Source organism: Polaribacter sp., from assembly GCF_039939415.1.
GTDB lineage: Bacteria > Bacteroidota > Bacteroidia > Flavobacteriales > Flavobacteriaceae > Polaribacter.
In genome coordinates, this window is the sequence record NZ_JBDVJE010000022.1 from 1 (window position 1) to 18,677 (window position 18,677).

The following is an 18,677-nucleotide window of genomic DNA, read 5'->3' on the forward strand; positions in this document are numbered from 1 at the left end:
ATATGTAAAAATAATTTTTCAATTAAATCTTTACAAATTTTATAGGATTGTAAGAATCTGCTTTCATATAATATATTCCTTTAGAGAAAGAATTAACATGTAAGTTAGTTTCTTTTTTATTATTAATGCTTAATTCTTTTAAAATTTGACCTAAATTATTATAAATAGTCACTTTATTTATATTTAAAGAGGATAAAATTTTAAAAGATAAGTTATCTCTAATAATATTAGAAGAAGAAAAAGTAAGTGGAACAATGTTTTTATTTATAGATAAAGTGTTTTTAGGTGTTTCTAATTCCATAATAATAGGTAGATGATCACTAAAATTGTATAATGCAGTTCTAAGATCTTGAGAAAATTCTCCTGAGCAAGATGTGTTGCTCACATAAGAATTATAGCAATTACCATTGTTACCAAATGCTTTATAAGTACCGTTTTTATAAAATAAGTTTTTATTTGTTTTTAGATTTTCAGACATCATAATAAAGTCAAAACGGTCATCCATTCCTCCTCCAGCACCATCACTTAATGCTGATGATCTTGTAGATTGAGAGTGAACATCACTAAAAGAGCTATTGTTCCAAAAATAGGTGGCATTATAATCAGCATCAAAATAATCTTTTCCATCATCAGGAAAAGTAGGGCATAAACGATTGATAGGGTCTATTATTTTTATGGAGTTAGCTTCATCAATTAAGCTTAAAAAACCTTCTTCATTACTTGTGTAAAAATTAAAATCTCCTGCAAAAAGAACATTACTGTTTACAGGTAGTCTATCTAATTCTCTAATAAAGCTATCTACAGAACTTAATCTTTTTTGTCTATTAAAATATCCTCTAGAAGCTTTTAAATGTGTTACAAAAACTTCTATTTTTATAGGGTTTGTTTCATAAATCTCTGTGTTTACAATAAAAGTATAATGATTAATGTCTCTAGTACCTGTTTGTATTACAGTGTTGCTTTCTAAAATTAGTTTACTAGTATTATAATATACCATTTGTAGTAAACTATTATCTGGTGATTGACCTTGATTAAAAGGAGCTTTGTTAAAAGATCTATGAAAAGGTAAAACTGCATTATTAAATAAATAATTAGATGCAGTTTCGTTTTTTATTTCGCAAACCATAAATAAATCTGGTTGTACAGACGCTAAAATAGTTTTTAAATGATGTGTTCTGTTTTGACTTTCTAGGTTAGAATTATAATTTAATGTATTATAAAACATTGTTTTTATATTGGTTTGTCCAATAACTAAGGAAGGTCCAATGCATAAAAAAATAAATAAAAACCTTTTTAAAAGCATTTTAGAAATTTGGTTTAAATTGATATTTAGCATAGAAGTTATTTAAATGTTCTAATGCTTGATCTGCAGTGTCTACAACTCTAAATAAGTTTAAATCTTTTTCACTAATATTTCCTTCTTCTAAAAGTGTATTTTTTATCCAATCTAATAATCCTCCCCAAAATTTTGTACCAACAAGTACAATTGGAAAACGACCAATTTTGTGTGTTTGTATTAAAGTAATTGCTTCAAAAAGTTCGTCCATAGTTCCGAAACCACCTGGCATTACTACAAAACCTTGAGAGTATTTTACAAACATAACTTTTCTAACAAAAAAATAATCGAAATCTAAACTTTTTCCAGAATCAATCCAAGGATTATCATGTTGTTCAAAAGGAAGTTCAATATTTAAACCAACAGAAGTTCCTTTTCCTCTGTGGGCACCTTTGTTACCAGCTTCCATAATACCTGGGCCACCCCCAGTAATTACTCCATATCCATTTTGAGTTAATTCAAAAGCAACTTCTTCTGCTAATTTGTAATAAGGATGATCTGGTTTTGTTCTAGCAGAACCAAATATAGAAACACAGGGTCCTATTTTGCTAAGTTTTTCATATCCATCAACAAATTCTGCCATTATTTTAAAAATAGCCCAAGAGTCGTTAGTTTTTATTTCGTTCCAAGTTTTTGGTTGTAATTTTTCTTTTATTTTTCTATCGTCATTTGTCATAATTAGTATTTTTTTATTTGAATTATTTCTTTTTATGAAAAAAGAAATGCCTGCTAAATTAGTTCTTTTTTCAAAAACTTAGCAGTATAACTCGTTTTATGTTTTGCAACTTCTTCTGGAGTTCCTTTGCATAGAATTTTACCACCTTTTTTACCACCTTCCATACCAACATCAATAATATAATCTGCTAATTTTACAACATCTAAATTGTGTTCAATAATTAAAACAGTATTTCCTTTGTCGGCTAATTTATTTAAAACTTCCATTAAAACTCTAATGTCTTCAAAATGAAGTCCAGTTGTGGGTTCATCTAAAATATAAAAGGTGTTTCCTGTATCTCTTTTAGATAATTCTGATGCTAATTTTATTCTCTGAGCTTCACCACCAGAAAGTGTAGTAGATTGCTGACCAAGAGTAATATAACCTAAACCAACATCTTTAATTGTTTTAAGTTTTCTGTGTATTTTAGGGATGTTTTCAAAGAAATTAGTAGCATCTTCAATAGTCATATTTAAAACATCAGAAATTGATTTTCCTTTATAACGAATTTCTAATGTTTCTCTGTTAAAACGTTTTCCTTGACAGGTTTCACATTCAACTTGTACGTCAGGTAAAAAGTTCATTTCTATTACTCTAACGCCTCCACCTTGGCAAGTTTCGCACCTTCCACCTTTAACATTAAAAGAAAAACGACCAGGTTTGTAACCACGAATAGCAGCTTCTGGAGTTTTAGCAAACAAACTTCTAATTTCAGAAAAAGTACCTGTATAAGTTGCAGGGTTAGATCTTGGTGTTCTTCCAATAGGAGATTGATCAATATCAATAACTTTATCTACATGTTCTAAACCTTCTATTTTTTTATAAGGCATTGGTTTTTTTACACCTCTATATATATGAGCGTTTAAAATTGGATATAATGTTTCATTTATTAAAGTTGATTTTCCACTTCCGGAAACTCCTGTAACACAAATCATTTTTCCTAAAGGAAATTCTACAGAAACGTTTTTTAAATTATTACCGGTAGCACCTTTCAATTTTATGAATTTACCATTTCCTTCTCTTCGTTTTTTGGGTATAGCAATTTCTTTTCTTCCTGTTAAATAATCTGCCGTTAAGGTTTTGTGTTTTTTTAAATCATTAAAAGTTCCTTCGCTTACAATTTCTCCTCCATGTCTTCCTGCACCTGATCCAATATCAAAAACAAAGTCTGCATGTTCTATCATGTCTTTATCATGTTCTACAACCAAAACAGAGTTACCAATATCTCTTAATTTTACTAAAGAATCTATTAGTTTTTGATTGTCTCTTTGGTGTAATCCAATACTTGGTTCATCTAAAATATATAATACACCAACCAATTGAGATCCAATTTGTGTTGCTAAACGTATTCTTTGTGCTTCTCCTCCAGAAAGTGATTTTGAAGTTCTATCTAAGGATAAATAGTCTAAACCAACATCTAGTAAAAATTGAATTCGTGTTCTTATTTCTTTTAATATTTCTGATGCAATTGTTAATTGTTTTTCTGATAGTTTTTCTTCAATTTTTTTAAACCAATTAGCTAATTCGGTAACATCCATTTGTGCTAAGTCACTAATATTTTTATCTGTAATTTTAAAATGAAGTGCTTCTTTTTTTAAGCGTTTTCCTTTACAGTTTGGACAAGAAACTTCATCCATAAAACCTTTAGCCCAACGTTTAATAGTTGTGCTTTCTGCACTGTTGTGTTGATTTTCTATGAAAGAAACAATACCTTCGAAATCTATTTTGTAATTTCTTGTAACACCAGCAGCTTTAGATTTAATTTCGAAAGATTCTTTACCACCATTTAAAATTACTTCTAATGCATTTTTAGGGATGTCTTTTATTGCGTCTGTTAATTTAAATTTATAACGTTCTGCAATATTTTCTAATTGCTTAAAAATCCAACTGTTTTTTTGTTCTCCTAAAGGAGAAATTCCTCCGTTTTGAATAGAAATAGAATTATCAGGAATTACTTTTTCGAGGTTTATTTCATTCGTAATTCCTAATCCATTACATTTATTACAAGCACCTTTAGGAGAGTTAAATGAGAATGTATTTGGTTCAGGATTAGGGTATGCAATGCCAGATGTAGGGCACATTAATTCTCTACTAAAATAACGAGGATTATTGTTTTCAAGGTCAATAACCATCATAATATTGTTTCCAGAATAAAGTGCTGTTTTTATCGTTTCTTCTAATCTTTTTTCTATAGATTCATTAACCTTTAGTCTATCAATTACAACTTCAATATCATGCGTTTTGTATCTGTCTAAACGCATTCCTTTTTCAATTTCTTTTATTTCTCCATCAACTCTAACTCTTACAAAACCTTGTTTAGAAATTTGTTCGAATAATTCTCTATAATGTCCTTTTCTGGATTTTATTAAAGGAGCTAAAACAGCGATTTTTTTGTTATTAAAATCTTGTAGAATAAGTTGTTTAATCTGTTCGTCAGAATAACTCACCATTTTTTCTCCGGTATTAAAAGAGTAAGCATCTGCAGCTCTAGCAAATAATAATCTTAAAAAATCATAAATCTCAGTAATAGTTCCAACAGTAGAACGTGGGCTTTTATTGGTGGTTTTTTGTTCTATTGAAATAACGGGTGAGAGTCCGTCAATTTTATCAACATCTGGTCTTTCTAATCCGCCTAAAAACTGACGTGCATATGCAGAAAACGTTTCAATATAACGTCTTTGTCCTTCAGCATAAATGGTATCAAAAGCTAAAGATGATTTTCCACTACCACTTAAACCAGTTATAACAACTAGTTTTTCGCGAGGAATCTTTACATCGATATTTTTTAAGTTATGAGCTCTTGCTCCGTAAACTTCAATATATTCTTGGTCTTTCAAAAGAGGAAAATTTTTCGGAAAAACGCAAAGTTAAAGAATCCAATTTTAATTTAATTGCTGTATTGTTAACAAATGATAAAATAGTATATTGCATTTAAATATTATAGCATTAATGATTGATACTATTAGACATTTTTTTGAAAGAAATGGTTTTCATGTTTCATCGAGATTAGCAGACAGAATAGGTATTAGAGCCTTAAATGTACGATTGTTTTTTATTTATGTTACTTTTTTTACAGTAGGTTTGTCTTTTGGTTTTTATTTAACTATGGCTTTTTTATTTAAGTTAAAAGATATGTTGTATACAAAAAGAAGTTCTGTATTTGATTTGTAAAATATGAAGATTAAAGTATTAGATTCTAGAATTCATAAAACCTTTTTCCTAGTTGGTTCAATAATCTCAATAGGAACTATAGGTTACATGCTATTATCAGAATATTCATTTATAGATGCATTATATCAAACAGTAATAACGATAACAACTGTTGGTTTTGGAGAGGTAAAACCTTTTACACCAACAGAAAAAATATTTACAGTTTTTTTAATTTTAACTAGTATATCTGTTTTTGGTTATGCGGTTTCGTCGTTTTCAGAATATTTGGTGAGTGGTAGATTATTTAAGCATTTTAAACATAAAAAGGTGGAAAAGCAAATAGCGAATTTAAAAGGGCATACCATTGTTTGTGGTTATGGAAGAAATGGAAAACAGGCAATTTTAAAATTAAAAAACTACAACAAAGATTTTGTTGTGGTTGAGAGAAATAAAGAAATGTCTGAGCTTTTAGATTCGGAAGAACTTTTAAATATTAATGGTGATGCTACTTTAGATGAGACCTTAATAAGTGCAGGTATTAAAAATGCTGCTTATTTAATTACAGCTTTACCTTCTGATGCTAATAATTTATTTGTTGTTCTTACAGCAAGTCAATTAAATAAAGAATGTAAAGTTATTAGTAGAGCTTCTAATGAGTCTTCTTATAGCAAGTTAAAAATAGCAGGTGCAGATAATGTTATAATGCCAGATAAATTAGGAGGAGATCATATGGCTTCTTTGGTAACAACTCCAGATGTTATTGAATTTGTAGACAGGTTAACAATAGAAGGAGAAACTACAGCAAATTTAGAAGAAATAGCAGTAGATGATTTGCCTAAAAAATATCTAGATAAAACAATTTTAGATTTAGATTTAAGAAGACAAACTGGTTGTACAGTAATTGGTTTTAGAAATCCAGACAAAGATTATATTATCAATCCAGAATCAGATTGCAAGTTAATAGAAGGTTCTCATCTAATAGTTTTAGGTAGACCAAAACAAATATTTAAACTTAGAGAGTTATTTTAATGATAAAAGTAGTTATAACAGGAAGTAATGGTTTATTAGGGCAGTCTTTGTTAAAGTTATTACTTCAAGAAAAAAATAAATACCAAGTTTTTGGTTTTTCAAGAGGTGAAAATAGAAGTGGAAGAGAAGATTTTTCTTATGTTTCTATAGATATTACAAAAGAAGAAATCTTAAAAACAGAGTTAACTAAAATTAAGCCTAATTTTATTATTAATACAGCTGCTATGACACAAGTTGATAGTTGTGAAGATAATAAAGAAGCATGTGATTTATTAAATGTAACTGTTGTTAAATGGTTGGCAGAAATTTCATCAGAAATAAATGCACATTTAATTCATATTTCTACAGATTTTATTTTTGATGGTGTTAAAGGAAACTATAAAGAAAATGATAAACCAAATCCATTAAGTTATTATGGATTGTCAAAATTAAAGTCAGAAGAAGTTTTATTCAACTCAAAAATAGAGTATACAATATTAAGAACAATTCTTGTTTATGGTAAAGTGTATGATATGAGTAGAAGTAACATTGTTCTTTGGGTAAAGAGTATGTTAGAAAACGGTAAAGAAATTACTATTGTTGATGATCAGTTTAGAACGCCAACTTATGTACAAGATTTAGCATTGGCTTGTAAGATTTCTATGGATAAAAAAGCAATTGGTATTTTTAATATTGCATCAAAAGAATTACTAAGTGTTTATGAGATAGCACAACAAATTGCTGATGTCTTTCAATTAGATAGAAGTTTAATTAAGCCTATTTCTACATCAATTTTAAATCAAACCGCACCTAGACCTGCAAAAACTGGGTTCGATTTAACTAAGACTAATAAAGAGTTGGATTTTTATCCAAAATCTTTTAAAGAAGATTTGCAAAGATTTAAAGAAACTTTAATATAAAATTTACTTTTAACGAGTAAAAGTTGTGGAAAAAGCATTTTTTTAGGATATTGCAGGCTACAAATTGAAAAACTAACAATTTTATATATTATGAAGAAAAGAATTCTTTCAATGTTTTTATTAGCAATCCCCATGTTTACATTTGCTCAAGAAAAAGGTTTAGATCAACAAATTGACGAAGCATTTGGTAATGCAACAGGATGGTTTGTTGATTTTATTTTTTATCAAATTCCATTTACAGATACAGTTAGTATTTATTGGGTGCTATTTCCTTTAATTTTAGGTGCAACATATTTTACATTTTATTTTAACTTTATAAACTTTAAAGGTTTTTTTACGTCAATAAATATTGTTAGAGGTAAATATGATGAGTTAGAAGATAGAATAGATCATAATGTAGAGATTGCTAAGTCAACTTTTACAGATGAAGAAGATAATCCAGACACAATTAGAATAGAAGGTCATGAAGGGGAAGTTTCTCATTTTCAGGCTTTAACTGCGGCATTATCTGCAACAGTAGGTTTGGGTAATATTGCAGGAGTTGCAATTGCAGTTTCTATTGGAGGTGCAGGTGCAACCTTTTGGATGATTGTTGCTGGTTTCTTAGGGATGGCTTCTAAGTTTGTAGAGTGTACTTTAGGTGTAAAGTATAGAGATATTGAAGAAGATGGAACCGTGTATGGAGGTCCTATGTATTATTTAACAAAAGGATTAAAAAATAAAACTTTAGGAAAAGTATTAGCTGTTTTCTTTGCAATCTTTGTAATTGGAGGTTCTTTTGGAGGTGGAAACATGTTTCAAGTTAATCAAGCTTTTCAATTAGTAGAAAATATTACTGGTGGTTCAGAATCATTTATCCATGGTAAAGGTTGGTTGTTTGGTTTAGTAATGGCTATTTTGGTGGGTATTGTTATTATAGGTGGTATTAAGAAAATAGCGAAAGTAACTGATAAGATTGTTCCTTTTATGGTAGCAATTTATGTTGCAGCATCATTGTTTGTGATTTTTGTAAATTACGATATGATTGGAGATGCTTTTGGTCAAATTTTTAGTGGTGCATTTAGTCCAGAAGGAGTAGCAGGTGGAGCAGTAGGAGTTTTAGTTCAAGGGTTTAGAAGAGCTGCATTTTCAAATGAAGCAGGTATTGGTTCTGCATCTATAGCGCATTCAGCAGTAAAAACAAAGTATGCAGCAAGTGAAGGTATGGTTGCTTTATTAGAACCATTTATAGATACAGTTGTGGTGTGTACAATGACAGCTTTGGTATTAATTATTACAGGTAATGTTGCAGCAGAAAATGCATCTTTAAATGATGCGCAAGCAATTTTATTAACTTCTGGTGCATTCGAATCTGCAATTTCTTGGTTTCCTTATGTGTTAACAATAGCCGTTGTGTTATTTGCATTTAGTTCTATGATTTCTTGGTCTTATTACGGTTTTCAAGGTTGGGTTTATTTATTTGGTAGATCTAAAAAAATGGAATACACTTATAAAGTAATTTTCTGTGTATTTGTGGTAATTGGAGCAGCAGCAAGTTTGGGTTCTGTTATTGGTTTCTCAGATGCAATGGTTTTTGCAATGATGGTTCCAAATATGATTGGTTTAATAATTCTTGCTCCTAAGGTAAAAGAAGAGTTAAATAAATATATGACTGCTATTAAAACAAAGAGCGAATAAGAAATTTTATATGAAAATATTTAAATCCCATTTCTGGTACAACAAAAGCCAAAGAAATGGGATTTTCTTTTTAGTCGTAATAATTATTATTTTTCAATTGATAATTGTTTTTGGTGATTTTTCTTCCGATGAAAATATAAACTTACACTCTTCAGAAGTTTTAGCGTTTCATAAACAAATAGATAGTTTAAAAACGGTTGAACTAGAAAATAGAAAACCTAAGATTTATCCTTTTAATCCAAATTATATTACAGATTATAAAGGAGAGCAATTAGGGATGTCTTTAGAAGAAATTGATAGATTATTAGCTTTTAGAAAAGCGAATAAATTTATAAATTCTAAAAAAGAATTTCAGCAAGTAACCAAAATTTCAGATAGTTTACTTAATGTTATATCTCCTTATTTTAAATTTCCAGATTGGGTAATTAAGAAGAATAGTAATAATAAAAAAACGTATGTTTCTTTTAATAATAATAAACCTTATAAAAAGAAAATAATATCAACCACAGATATTAATAAAGCTACCGCAGAAGATTTTAAAACAATAAGCGGAATTGGAGAAGCTTTTTCAGAACGCATCATAAAATATCGAACAAAATTACAAGGGTTTTCTTTCCGAAATCAAATTTTTGAAGTTTGGGGATTAGAAAAACAAGTTGCAGAAAAAGTATTGTCTACTTTTAAAATTATAGAAAAACCAATCATAAATAAGATAAATATAAATACAGTAAGCTTTAAAGAGCTTTTAAAAAATCCATATATAGATTATAATTTATGTAAAAAAATATTTGAATTTAGAGATGAAGTGGCCGAACTTCAAAATATTTCAGAATTAAAAAATATCAGTGATTTTCCTTTAGATAAATATGATAGAATAGTCTTATATTTGGTGGCTGAATAAAAAACTAATTTCTATAATAATGAACAGTATGTATTTTACAGAAGAGCATGAAGCTTTTCGTGCTAGTTTCAAAGATTTTTTGCAGAAAGAAGTAGTACCTCATATTGATAAATGGGAAAAAAATGGATGCATAGAACGTTTCATTTGGAAGAAATTTGGAGAAATGGGATATTTTGGTTTAAGTACACCAGAAGAATTTGGAGGCTTAAATTTAGATTTATTTTATACCATTGTCTTTTTAGAAGAATTGCAAAAAATTAATTCTGGCGGATTTGCAGCTGCAATGTGGGCACATGAGTATCTGGCAATGACTCATCTTAATAAAGAAGGAAATAACTTTATTAAAAATAAATATTTAGTTCCAAGTGTAGAGGGAGAAATGATTGGTTGTTTATGTATCTCAGAACCTTTTGGTGGTTCAGATGTAGCAGGTATGCGCTCTACAGCAATAAAACAAGGAGATAAATACATTTTAAACGGATCAAAAACATTTATTACAAATGGTGTAGATTCAGATTATTTAATTGTTGCAGCAAAAACAGATCCTTCAAATAAATATAAAGGAATAAGCATTTTTGTAGTAGATAGAAAATCTAAAGGACTTTCTGCAACCAGATTAGAAAAACTAGGATGGAAAGCTTCAGATACAGGGCAAATCGCTTTCGATAATGTAGAAATTCCGATAGAAAACTTATTAGGAGAAGAAGGTAAAGGCTTTCCTTATATTATGCAGCATTTTGCGTTAGAAAGACTTTTAATGGGGGTAAATGCTCACGCAAGAGCAGAATTCGCTTTAGATTATGCTCTACAATATATGCAAGAAAGAATCGCATTTGGTAAATCATTAGATAAATTTCAAGTTTTAAGACATAAAATTGCAGAAATGGCAAGTAGAGTAGATATGTGTAAAGAATATAATTACTCTATTACAAAACGCCTAAATGATGGTCAGTATGTAGTAAAAGAAGCAAGTATGTCTAAATTATTATCTACTAAAATGGCAGATGAGGTTATTTACGATGCACTACAAATGTTAGGTGGCTATGGTTATATGGAAGAATATCCAATGGCGCGTTTATTTAGAGACAGTAGATTAGGACCAATAGGAGGGGGTACTTCAGAAATCTTAAAAGAAATTATCGCAAAAATGGTAATTGATAAAAAAGAATACAAACCTGCAACTTAAAATTTGGGCGTTCCCTAAAGGTCGCGCTTTCACTACTCGCTTTTTGTTTTTTTCAAAACAAAAGAGCTCAAACAAACCGTTCAATCGCTAACGCAAAAAAAATAGGAGTAAAAAATAAATGATAATTAACAATTGTCATTTCATATTTAATTTATACTTTTGCAATCCAAAAATAAAACATTAGTAGAAATACTATTAAAAATATAGAAGAACTTATGAAGGGAGGTGCCAACTTATGTTAATTATACCAGTAAAAGAAGGAGAGAATATCGATAGAGCGTTAAAACGTTACAAAAGAAAATTCGATAGAACCAAGACAATGAAAAACTTACGTAACAGAAAAAACTTTACAAAGCCATCTGTAGCGAAAAGAGCTCAAAGAATAAAAGCGTCTTACGTTCAAAAATTAAGAACACAAGAAGAAGTAGGTTAGAAATAACTTATTTTAAAATAGTAAACTCGTATTGATTAAATCAATACGAGTTTTTTTATGCATTTTTTTGTAAATTTACTTACAAAACAACTTTAACTTGATCAATTCATTTTTAGATTATTTAGCATTAGAGAAGAAGTATTCTACACACACAGTTGCGGCATATAAAAATGATTTAATCTCATTTAAAAAATTTGTAGAGCTAGAATATGGTCAAGAAAACTTATTAGAAATACACTATTCACAAATCAGAGATTGGATAGTAACTTTGGTTAATTCTAAGATTTCAAATAGAACTATAAATAGAAAAGTAAGTTCTTTAAAATCATTTTATAAATTTCTACAAAAAACGAATCAAATAGAATTTAACCCACTAATAAAGCATAGAGCTTTAAAAACAGAAACGAGGTTGCAAGTACCTTTCACGTCAAAAGAAATCAACCAAGTAATAAATAACATTGAAATAAAAAATGGTTTTACTTCAACACGCGATAAATTAATTGTAGAACTATTCTATTCAACAGGTATAAGAAGAATAGAATTAATAAATATTAAAGAGCGTAATATTAGTTTTTCAGACAAAACAATTAAAGTTTTAGGTAAAAGAAATAAAGAAAGGTTTGTTCCCTTGTTAAGTTCTGTAACTCAAACTCTAAAGAAATATTTAGAGTTAAAAAAAGAGTTTTCAATAGGTTTAGAAGAACTTTTTATTACAAAAAAAGGAAATAAAATATATGAAACTCTTGTTTACAGGGTTATAAATACCTACTTTAGTAAAGTCTCATCAAAAGAAAAAAAGAGTCCACATATTTTAAGGCATTCTTTTGCAACACATCTTTTAAATGAAGGCGCAGATTTAAATTCGGTTAAAGAATTGCTAGGGCATTCTTCTTTAGCTTCAACACAAGTCTACACGCAAAATAGTCTTGATGTTTTAAAAAAAGTATATAATAACGCTCACCCTAGGGGCAATAAAAAAGAATAACGTATGAAAGTGTTCACGCAATCAGTAAATTTTAGTGCAGATAAAGAACTTATAAAATTTGTAGATGAAAAAGTTTCGTCATTAGTAAGATATCATGATAAAATTGTCAATGCAGAGGTTTTTTTAAAAGTTATAAATACAAGTGATAAAGAAAATAAAGTAACTGAAGTTAAAATTCATATTCCTGGAGGAGAATTAATTATTAAGCGAGAAACTAAAACCTTTGAAGAAGGTGTTAATTCAGCGGTAGATAACTTAAAAAGACAGTTAAAAAGATCTAAAGAAAAACAACGAGATTCAATTATTTCATAAAAAAATAAAAAAAAATTAATAAAAAGTTTTGGAATGTAAAAAAACTTTATACATTTGCAATCCGTTAGAAATAGCGGGTTGTTTTTTTGCAATAAAAAGCCGATGTAGCTCAGCTGGCTAGAGCAGCTGATTTGTAATCAGCAGGTCGTGGGTTCGAGTCCCTCCATCGGCTCAAAAACAACAAAAATTGTGGAAACAATTTTAAGTTCATTAAAATAGTAAATTTAAGGGGAGATACTCAAGCGGCCAACGAGGACGGACTGTAACTCCGTTGACTATGTCTTCGCAGGTTCGAATCCTGCTCTCCCCACAATTTACAGATATTGCGAAAGTAGCTCAGTTGGTAGAGCGTCAGCCTTCCAAGCTGAATGTCGCCGGTTCGAACCCGGTCTTTCGCTCAAAATACCAACAAGCCGGTGTAGCTCAGTTGGTAGAGCGCATCCTTGGTAGGGATGAGGTCGTGGGTTCAAGTCCCGTCGCTGGCTCATTAAAAAAGTATTATTAGACACTAAATATATTTAAACTAAGAATTAAAATTAATAATCATGGCAAAGGGAACTTTTGACCGTTCGAAACCACACTTAAACATTGGTACTATCGGACACGTAGATCACGGTAAAACAACTTTAACTGCTGCTATTACGAAAGTTTTAGCTGATGCAGGATTATCAGAAGCGAAAGATTTTGATCAAATCGATAACGCTCCAGAAGAAAAAGAAAGAGGTATTACAATTAATACTTCTCACGTAGAGTATCAAACTGCTAATCGTCACTACGCTCACGTTGACTGTCCAGGTCACGCGGATTATGTAAAGAACATGGTAACTGGTGCTGCTCAAATGGATGGTGCTATTTTAGTAGTTGCTGCAACTGATGGTCCAATGCCTCAAACTAGAGAGCATATCTTATTAGGTCGTCAGGTAGGTATTCCTCGTATCGTTGTTTTCTTAAACAAGGTTGATATGGTAGATGATGAAGAGCTTTTGGAATTGGTTGATATGGAGGTAAGAGAGTTGTTGTCTTTCTATGATTATGATGGGGATAATGGTCCTGTTGTTTCTGGGTCTGCTTTGGGAGCTTTAAACGGTGAGCAAAAATGGGTTGACACTGTAATGGAATTAATGGAAGCTTGTGATACTTGGATTGAAGAGCCGTTAAGAGAGGTTGATAAAGATTTCTTAATGCCTGTTGAGGATGTGTTTTCAATTACTGGTCGTGGAACTGTAGCTACAGGTCGTATCGAAACGGGTATTGCTAATACAGGAGATGTTGTGGATATTATTGGTATGGGGGCAGAAAAAATGTCTTCTACTATTACTGGTATCGAAATGTTCCGTCAAATTTTAGATAGAGGTGAAGCTGGAGATAATGCAGGTATCTTATTAAGAGGTATTGCAAAAGAAGATATTAAAAGAGGTATGGTAATCTGTAAGCCAGGTTCTGTAACTCCTCATGCAAAGTTTAAAGCTGAGGTTTATGTTCTTAAGAAAGAAGAAGGTGGGCGTCATACTCCATTCCATAATAATTATCGTCCTCAGTTCTATGTTAGAACTACAGATGTAACAGGTACAATTAATTTACCTTCAGGAGTTGAAATGGTGATGCCTGGAGATAACTTAACAATTACTGTAGACTTAATTCAACCAATCGCATTAAATGTTGGTTTACGTTTTGCAATCCGTGAAGGTGGTAGAACAGTTGGTGCAGGTCAGGTAACTGAATTATTAGACTAAGTTTTTAGTTTATTAATTAATAAAATATAAGGGTGTTCCGTTTTTTACGGAACGCCTTTATCAATGAATAAGAAACGGGTTTAGCTCAGTTGGTAGAGCACTGGTCTCCAAAACCAGGTGTCGGGGGTTCGAGTCCCTCAATCCGTGCAAAATAAAACATAAGCGTTATGAATTTTATACAATATATCAAAGATTCTTTTGAAGAACTAAGTAATCATATGACTTGGATATCTAAAGAAGATGCTCAGAAATCAACTGTTACAGTAGCGGTTTTTACAATTGTGTTTGCTTTAGCAGTAGCTGGTATAGATTATGTTTTTCAGACAGGATTAGATAACTTTTTTGGACTGTTTAAATCTAATTAATTATGGCAGCTGATTCAGTAATGAAATGGTATGTTGTTAGAGCCATTGGTGGACAAGAGAATAAAGTTAAATCTTATATTGAAAATGAAATTTCTAGAGTTGGATTATCTGATTATGTGAGTCAGGTTATTGTGCCAACTGAAAAAGTTATTCAGATAAGAAATGGAAAAAAAGTAAACAGAGAAAGAGTTTATTTTCCTGGTTATATTATGGTAGAGGCTAATCTTTCAGGAGAAGTACCTCATGTTATAAAAGCAATAACTGGTGTTATAGGTTTTTTAGGTGAAACTAAAGGAGGAGAACCTGTTCCTATGAGAAAATCTGAAGTTAACAGAATGTTAGGTAAGGTTGATGAGCTTTCTGTTCAAGATGAAAACATTGCAATACCTTTTAATATAGGAGAAACAGTGAAAGTTGTTGATGGTCCTTTTAATGGATTTGATGGAACAATAGAAAAAGTTAATGAAGAAAAGCGTAAACTTGAAGTTATGGTGAAAATCTTTGGAAGAAAGACACCTTTAGAGTTGAGTTATATGCAAGTAGAAAAGATATAATTGTTACACAAATATATATTTATTCCGATTTATTTTAATGCTTCCAAATTAAAATAAATCATTAAACATTTTTAAAATGGCAAAAGAAGTTAGTAAAGTAGTTAAGTTACAAGTAAGGGGAGGCGCAGCGAATCCATCGCCGCCGGTTGGACCCGCTTTAGGAGCTGCTGGTGTTAACATTATGGAGTTCTGTAAACAGTTTAATGCAAGAACGCAAGACAAACAAGGTAAAGTTTTACCTGTTGTTATTACTGTTTTCAAAGACAAATCGTTTGATTTTGTTGTAAAAACTCCTCCTGCAGCAGTTCAGTTACTAGAAGCGGCCAAAATTAAAAAAGGTTCAGGAGAACCAAACAGAAAGAAAGTAGCATCAGTTACTTGGGATCAAATTAAAGTTATTGCAGAAGACAAAATGGTAGATTTAAATGCCTTTGAAGTTTCTTCAGCAATGCGTATGATTGCAGGTACAGCACGTTCTATGGGATTAACAGTTAAAGGTGATGCACCAGCATAAGCTTTATAAAAAGTAGTAAAATGGCAAAATTAACAAAAAAGCAAAAAGAAGCTTACGCAAAGTTAGATAGCTCTAAATCTTATGATTTAGCAGCAGCTTCATCGCTAGTCAAAGACATTACTAATGTAAAGTTTGATGCATCAGTAGATTTAGCAATTCGTTTAGGAGTAGATCCTCGTAAAGCAAACCAAATGGTTCGTGGTGTAGTAACATTACCACACGGAACAGGTAAAGATGTAAAAGTTTTAGCATTAGTTACACCAGATAAAGAAGCAGAAGCTACAGCAGCAGGCGCAGATTATGTTGGTTTAGATGAGTACCTTCAAAAAATTAAAGGAGGATGGACAGACGTAGACGTAATTATTACTATGCCAAGTGTTATGGGTAAATTAGGTCCTTTAGGAAGAATTTTAGGTCCTAGAGGTTTAATGCCAAACCCAAAGACTGGTACTGTAACTATGGATGTTGCAAAAGCTGTTACAGATGTAAAAGCTGGTAAAATCGACTTTAAAGTTGATAAAACTGGTATCGTACATGCAGCAATTGGAAAAGTATCTTTTGATGCTAAGAAAATTGAAGAAAATGCAAACGAGTTAATACAAACTATTATTAAATTAAAACCAACAACTGCAAAAGGAACGTATGTAAAAAGCGTTTTTATGTCTAGCACAATGAGTCCTAGTATTGAAGTTGAGGTTAAAGCTGTTTAATACGTTAAAACTTATAATCATGACTAGAGAAGAGAAATCACAAGTAATACAAGATTTAACAGCAGTATTAGCAGATACAAATACGTTATATTTGGCAGATATTTCAGGATTAGATGCACAAACAACCTCTAATTTACGTAGAGCTTGTTTTAAAGCAGGAGTTCAGTTATCTATCGTTAAAAACACATTACTTGCAAAAGCAATGGAAGCTTCAGATAAAGAGTTTGAAGACTTACCATCAGTATTAAAAGGTAATACATCAATGATGATTGCTGAGGCAGCAAATGCTCCAGCAAAATTAATCAAAGAATTCAGAAAGAAATCAGATAAACCTTTATTAAAAGGAGCATTTGCAGAAGAGTCTGTTTACATAGGTGATGATCAATTAGATGCTTTAGTAGAAATTAAATCTAGAGAAGAATTAATTGGTGAAATCATCGGATTATTACAATCTCCAGCTAAGAATGTTATTTCAGCATTACAATCTGGTGGACAAACACTTTCAGGTATTATTAAAACATTATCTGAAAAAGAATAAGCGCACAAATAAACTATAATAAACAAAATTAAAAAACAATTAAAATGGCAGAATTAAAAGATTTCGCAGAACAATTAGTTAACTTAACAGTAAAAGAAGTTAATGAATTAGCTACTATTTTAAAAGATGAGTACGGTATTGAGCCAGCAGCAGCAGCAGTTGCAGTTGCAGGACCAGCAGCAGGTGGTGAAGCAGCAGCAGAAGAGCAAACAGAATTTGATGTTATATTAACAGCAGCAGGAGGTTCTAAATTAGCAGTTGTAAAGTTAGTTAAAGAATTAACTGGTTTAGGTTTAAAAGAAGCTAAAGGTATTGTAGATAGCGCACCAGCAGCAGTAAAAGAAGGTGTTTCTAAAGATGAGGCTGAAGGTCTTAAAAAATCTTTAGAAGAAGCTGGAGCTGAGGTAGAGCTTAAGTAATCTATTACTCCCGATTTTGAGATAATCAAAACGGGAAAACAAATTTAGGTTTAGGTACTAGAAACAAATGTTTTTAGACCTAAACCATTTTGTGTATATATTCGTTTTTTATTTTTATTCAGATTTTAATCAAAAAAATATTCTCTTTTGGCAACGAAAAACACTACTGAAAGAATCAACTTCGCAACTTCTCAATTGATTAAAGAATACCCAAATTTTTTGGATATTCAGGTAAAATCTTTCCAAGATTTTTTCCAACTTCAAACTAAGGCAGAAGAAAGAGGTGAAGAAGGTTTGTATAAAACCTTCATGGATAACTTTCCAATTACAGATACAAGAAATCAATTTGTATTAGAATTTTTAGACTACTTTGTAGACCCACCAAGATATTCAATACAAGAATGTATTGAAAGAGGTCTTACACATAGTGTGCCTTTAAAAGCACGTCTAAAATTATATTGTACAGATCCTGAACACGAGGATTTCGAAACGATTGTACAAGATGTATATCTTGGTACAATTCCATATATGACAAACTCTGGAACATTTGTTATTAATGGAGCAGAGCGTGTTGTTGTTTCTCAGTTACACAGATCACCAGGTGTATTCTTTGGACAATCATTCCATGCAAATGGTACAAAATTATATTCAGCAAGAGTTATTCCTTTTAAGGGATCGTGGATAGAATTTGCTACAGATATCAATCAAGTAATGTATGCTTATATTGATAGAAAGAAAAAATTACCAGTTACAACATTATTCAGAGCCATTGGTTTTGAAAGAGATAAAGATATTTTAGAAATTTTTGATCTTGCAGAAGAAGTAAAAGTTTCTAAAGCTGGATTAAAAAAAGTATTAGGTCGCAAGTTAGCTGCTAGAGTTTTAAAAACTTGGCATGAAGATTTTGTAGATGAAGATACTGGAGAAGTTGTTTCAATCGAAAGAAATGAAATTATTTTTGATCGTGATACAATTTTAGATAAAGAACATATTGATGAAATAATTGAAGCAGGTGCTAAAACTATCTTACTACATAAAGTAGATAATGATATGGCAGATTATGCTATTATTCATAATACACTTCAGAAAGACCCTACAAATTCAGAAAAAGAAGCTGTAGAACATATCTATAGACAGTTACGTAATGCAGAACCGCCAGATGAGGAGACAGCTAGAGGTATTATAGACAAGTTATTCTTTTCTGAACAAAGATATAATTTA

At 30.6% G+C, this 18,677-nt stretch carries 19 protein-coding genes, 5 tRNA genes and 1 pseudogene; 22 read left to right on the plus strand and 3 right to left on the minus strand.

Annotation, left to right across the window (positions count from 1 at the left end):
- Positions 1-22: 22 nt before the first annotated feature.
- From ABJG40_RS03755 to uvrA, 3 genes are all read right to left on the minus strand, one after another.
- On the minus strand, positions 23-1,225 hold the full coding sequence (locus ABJG40_RS03755) for a T9SS type A sorting domain-containing protein (RefSeq protein WP_348023247.1): 1,203 nt from the start codon (positions 1,223-1,225) through the stop codon (positions 23-25).
- Between the two features lie 79 nt (positions 1,226-1,304).
- Positions 1,305-2,012, minus strand: coding sequence for a TIGR00730 family Rossman fold protein (locus tag ABJG40_RS03760; protein WP_348023248.1), 708 nt, complete (start codon positions 2,010-2,012; stop codon positions 1,305-1,307).
- 53 nt (positions 2,013-2,065) lie between these two features.
- Positions 2,066-4,888: an excinuclease ABC subunit UvrA gene (gene uvrA, locus ABJG40_RS03765; RefSeq protein ID WP_348023249.1), complete on the minus strand. Its 2,823-nt coding sequence runs from the start codon at positions 4,886-4,888 to the stop codon at positions 2,066-2,068.
- Between the two features lie 112 nt (positions 4,889-5,000).
- Between uvrA and ABJG40_RS03770 the strand changes: the two genes are divergently transcribed.
- The 22 genes and pseudogenes from ABJG40_RS03770 to rpoB all read left to right on the plus strand — a co-directional run.
- Entirely contained in the window at positions 5,001-5,222 is a 222-nt protein-coding gene (locus ABJG40_RS03770) for a PspC domain-containing protein (protein WP_348023262.1), read from the plus strand.
- A 3-nt stretch (positions 5,223-5,225) separates the two neighbouring features.
- Positions 5,226-6,230: a potassium channel protein gene (locus ABJG40_RS03775; protein ID WP_348023250.1), complete on the plus strand. Its 1,005-nt coding sequence runs from the start codon at positions 5,226-5,228 to the stop codon at positions 6,228-6,230.
- Positions 6,230-7,129 (plus strand): NAD(P)-dependent oxidoreductase, encoded by a 900-nt coding sequence (locus ABJG40_RS03780; RefSeq protein WP_348023251.1) that lies wholly within the window; start codon positions 6,230-6,232, stop codon positions 7,127-7,129. The genes ABJG40_RS03775 and ABJG40_RS03780 overlap by 1 nt, the downstream gene beginning before the upstream one ends.
- Positions 7,130-7,219: 90 nt before the next feature.
- Positions 7,220-8,806, plus strand: a complete 1,587-nt coding sequence (locus tag ABJG40_RS03785; protein ID WP_348023252.1) for an alanine/glycine:cation symporter family protein — start codon at positions 7,220-7,222, stop codon at positions 8,804-8,806.
- A 10-nt stretch (positions 8,807-8,816) separates the two neighbouring features.
- Positions 8,817-9,707, plus strand: coding sequence for a helix-hairpin-helix domain-containing protein (locus tag ABJG40_RS03790; protein WP_348023253.1), 891 nt, complete (start codon positions 8,817-8,819; stop codon positions 9,705-9,707).
- A 19-nt stretch (positions 9,708-9,726) separates the two neighbouring features.
- Complete coding sequence (locus ABJG40_RS03795) at positions 9,727-10,893, plus strand: acyl-CoA dehydrogenase family protein (RefSeq protein WP_348023254.1); 1,167 nt, start codon at positions 9,727-9,729, stop codon at positions 10,891-10,893.
- 235 nt (positions 10,894-11,128) lie between these two features.
- The gene (gene rpsU / locus ABJG40_RS03800; RefSeq protein WP_091894421.1) at positions 11,129-11,326 is read left to right on the plus strand and encodes a 30S ribosomal protein S21; all 198 of its coding nucleotides are present in this window, start codon (positions 11,129-11,131) and stop codon (positions 11,324-11,326) included.
- Positions 11,327-11,423: 97 nt separating this feature from the next.
- Complete coding sequence (locus ABJG40_RS03805; protein WP_348023255.1) at positions 11,424-12,311, plus strand: tyrosine-type recombinase/integrase; 888 nt, start codon at positions 11,424-11,426, stop codon at positions 12,309-12,311.
- Positions 12,312-12,314: 3 nt separating this feature from the next.
- A complete protein-coding gene (gene raiA / locus ABJG40_RS03810; RefSeq protein ID WP_348023256.1) occupies positions 12,315-12,623 on the plus strand; it encodes a ribosome-associated translation inhibitor RaiA in 309 nt (102 codons plus the stop codon).
- 98 nt (positions 12,624-12,721) lie between these two features.
- Positions 12,722-12,795: transfer RNA gene (locus tag ABJG40_RS03815), tRNA-Thr, on the plus strand.
- A 56-nt stretch (positions 12,796-12,851) separates the two neighbouring features.
- Positions 12,852-12,933 (plus strand) — tRNA-Tyr (locus tag ABJG40_RS03820).
- A gap of 15 nt (positions 12,934-12,948) precedes the next feature.
- Positions 12,949-13,021 (plus strand) — tRNA-Gly (locus ABJG40_RS03825).
- A 14-nt stretch (positions 13,022-13,035) separates the two neighbouring features.
- Positions 13,036-13,108: transfer RNA gene (locus ABJG40_RS03830), tRNA-Thr, on the plus strand.
- Between the two features lie 60 nt (positions 13,109-13,168).
- Positions 13,169-14,356 carry an elongation factor Tu gene (gene tuf, locus ABJG40_RS03835; protein WP_249981039.1) on the plus strand — a complete coding sequence of 396 codons (1,188 nt, stop codon included), beginning with the start codon at positions 13,169-13,171 and terminating at the stop codon, positions 14,354-14,356.
- Positions 14,357-14,430: 74 nt separating this feature from the next.
- Positions 14,431-14,503 (plus strand) — tRNA-Trp (locus ABJG40_RS03840).
- Positions 14,504-14,523: 20 nt separating this feature from the next.
- The gene (gene secE / locus ABJG40_RS03845) at positions 14,524-14,721 is read left to right on the plus strand and encodes a preprotein translocase subunit SecE (RefSeq protein WP_348023257.1); all 198 of its coding nucleotides are present in this window, start codon (positions 14,524-14,526) and stop codon (positions 14,719-14,721) included.
- Positions 14,722-14,723: 2 nt separating this feature from the next.
- Positions 14,724-15,275, plus strand: a complete 552-nt coding sequence (gene nusG / locus ABJG40_RS03850; RefSeq protein WP_348023258.1) for a transcription termination/antitermination protein NusG — start codon at positions 14,724-14,726, stop codon at positions 15,273-15,275.
- A gap of 76 nt (positions 15,276-15,351) precedes the next feature.
- Positions 15,352-15,789 (plus strand): 50S ribosomal protein L11, encoded by a 438-nt coding sequence (gene rplK, locus ABJG40_RS03855; protein ID WP_068357676.1) that lies wholly within the window; start codon positions 15,352-15,354, stop codon positions 15,787-15,789.
- Positions 15,790-15,809: 20 nt separating this feature from the next.
- Positions 15,810-16,499 (plus strand): 50S ribosomal protein L1, encoded by a 690-nt coding sequence (gene rplA, locus ABJG40_RS03860; RefSeq protein WP_348023259.1) that lies wholly within the window; start codon positions 15,810-15,812, stop codon positions 16,497-16,499.
- Between the two features lie 19 nt (positions 16,500-16,518).
- The gene (gene rplJ / locus ABJG40_RS03865) at positions 16,519-17,037 is read left to right on the plus strand and encodes a 50S ribosomal protein L10 (RefSeq protein WP_348023260.1); all 519 of its coding nucleotides are present in this window, start codon (positions 16,519-16,521) and stop codon (positions 17,035-17,037) included.
- Between the two features lie 44 nt (positions 17,038-17,081).
- Positions 17,082-17,456 carry a 50S ribosomal protein L7/L12 gene (gene rplL, locus ABJG40_RS03870; RefSeq protein ID WP_348023261.1) on the plus strand — a complete coding sequence of 125 codons (375 nt, stop codon included), beginning with the start codon at positions 17,082-17,084 and terminating at the stop codon, positions 17,454-17,456.
- A gap of 147 nt (positions 17,457-17,603) precedes the next feature.
- A pseudogene (rpoB, locus tag ABJG40_RS03875) lies at positions 17,604-18,677 on the plus strand (DNA-directed RNA polymerase subunit beta); the annotation flags it as partial.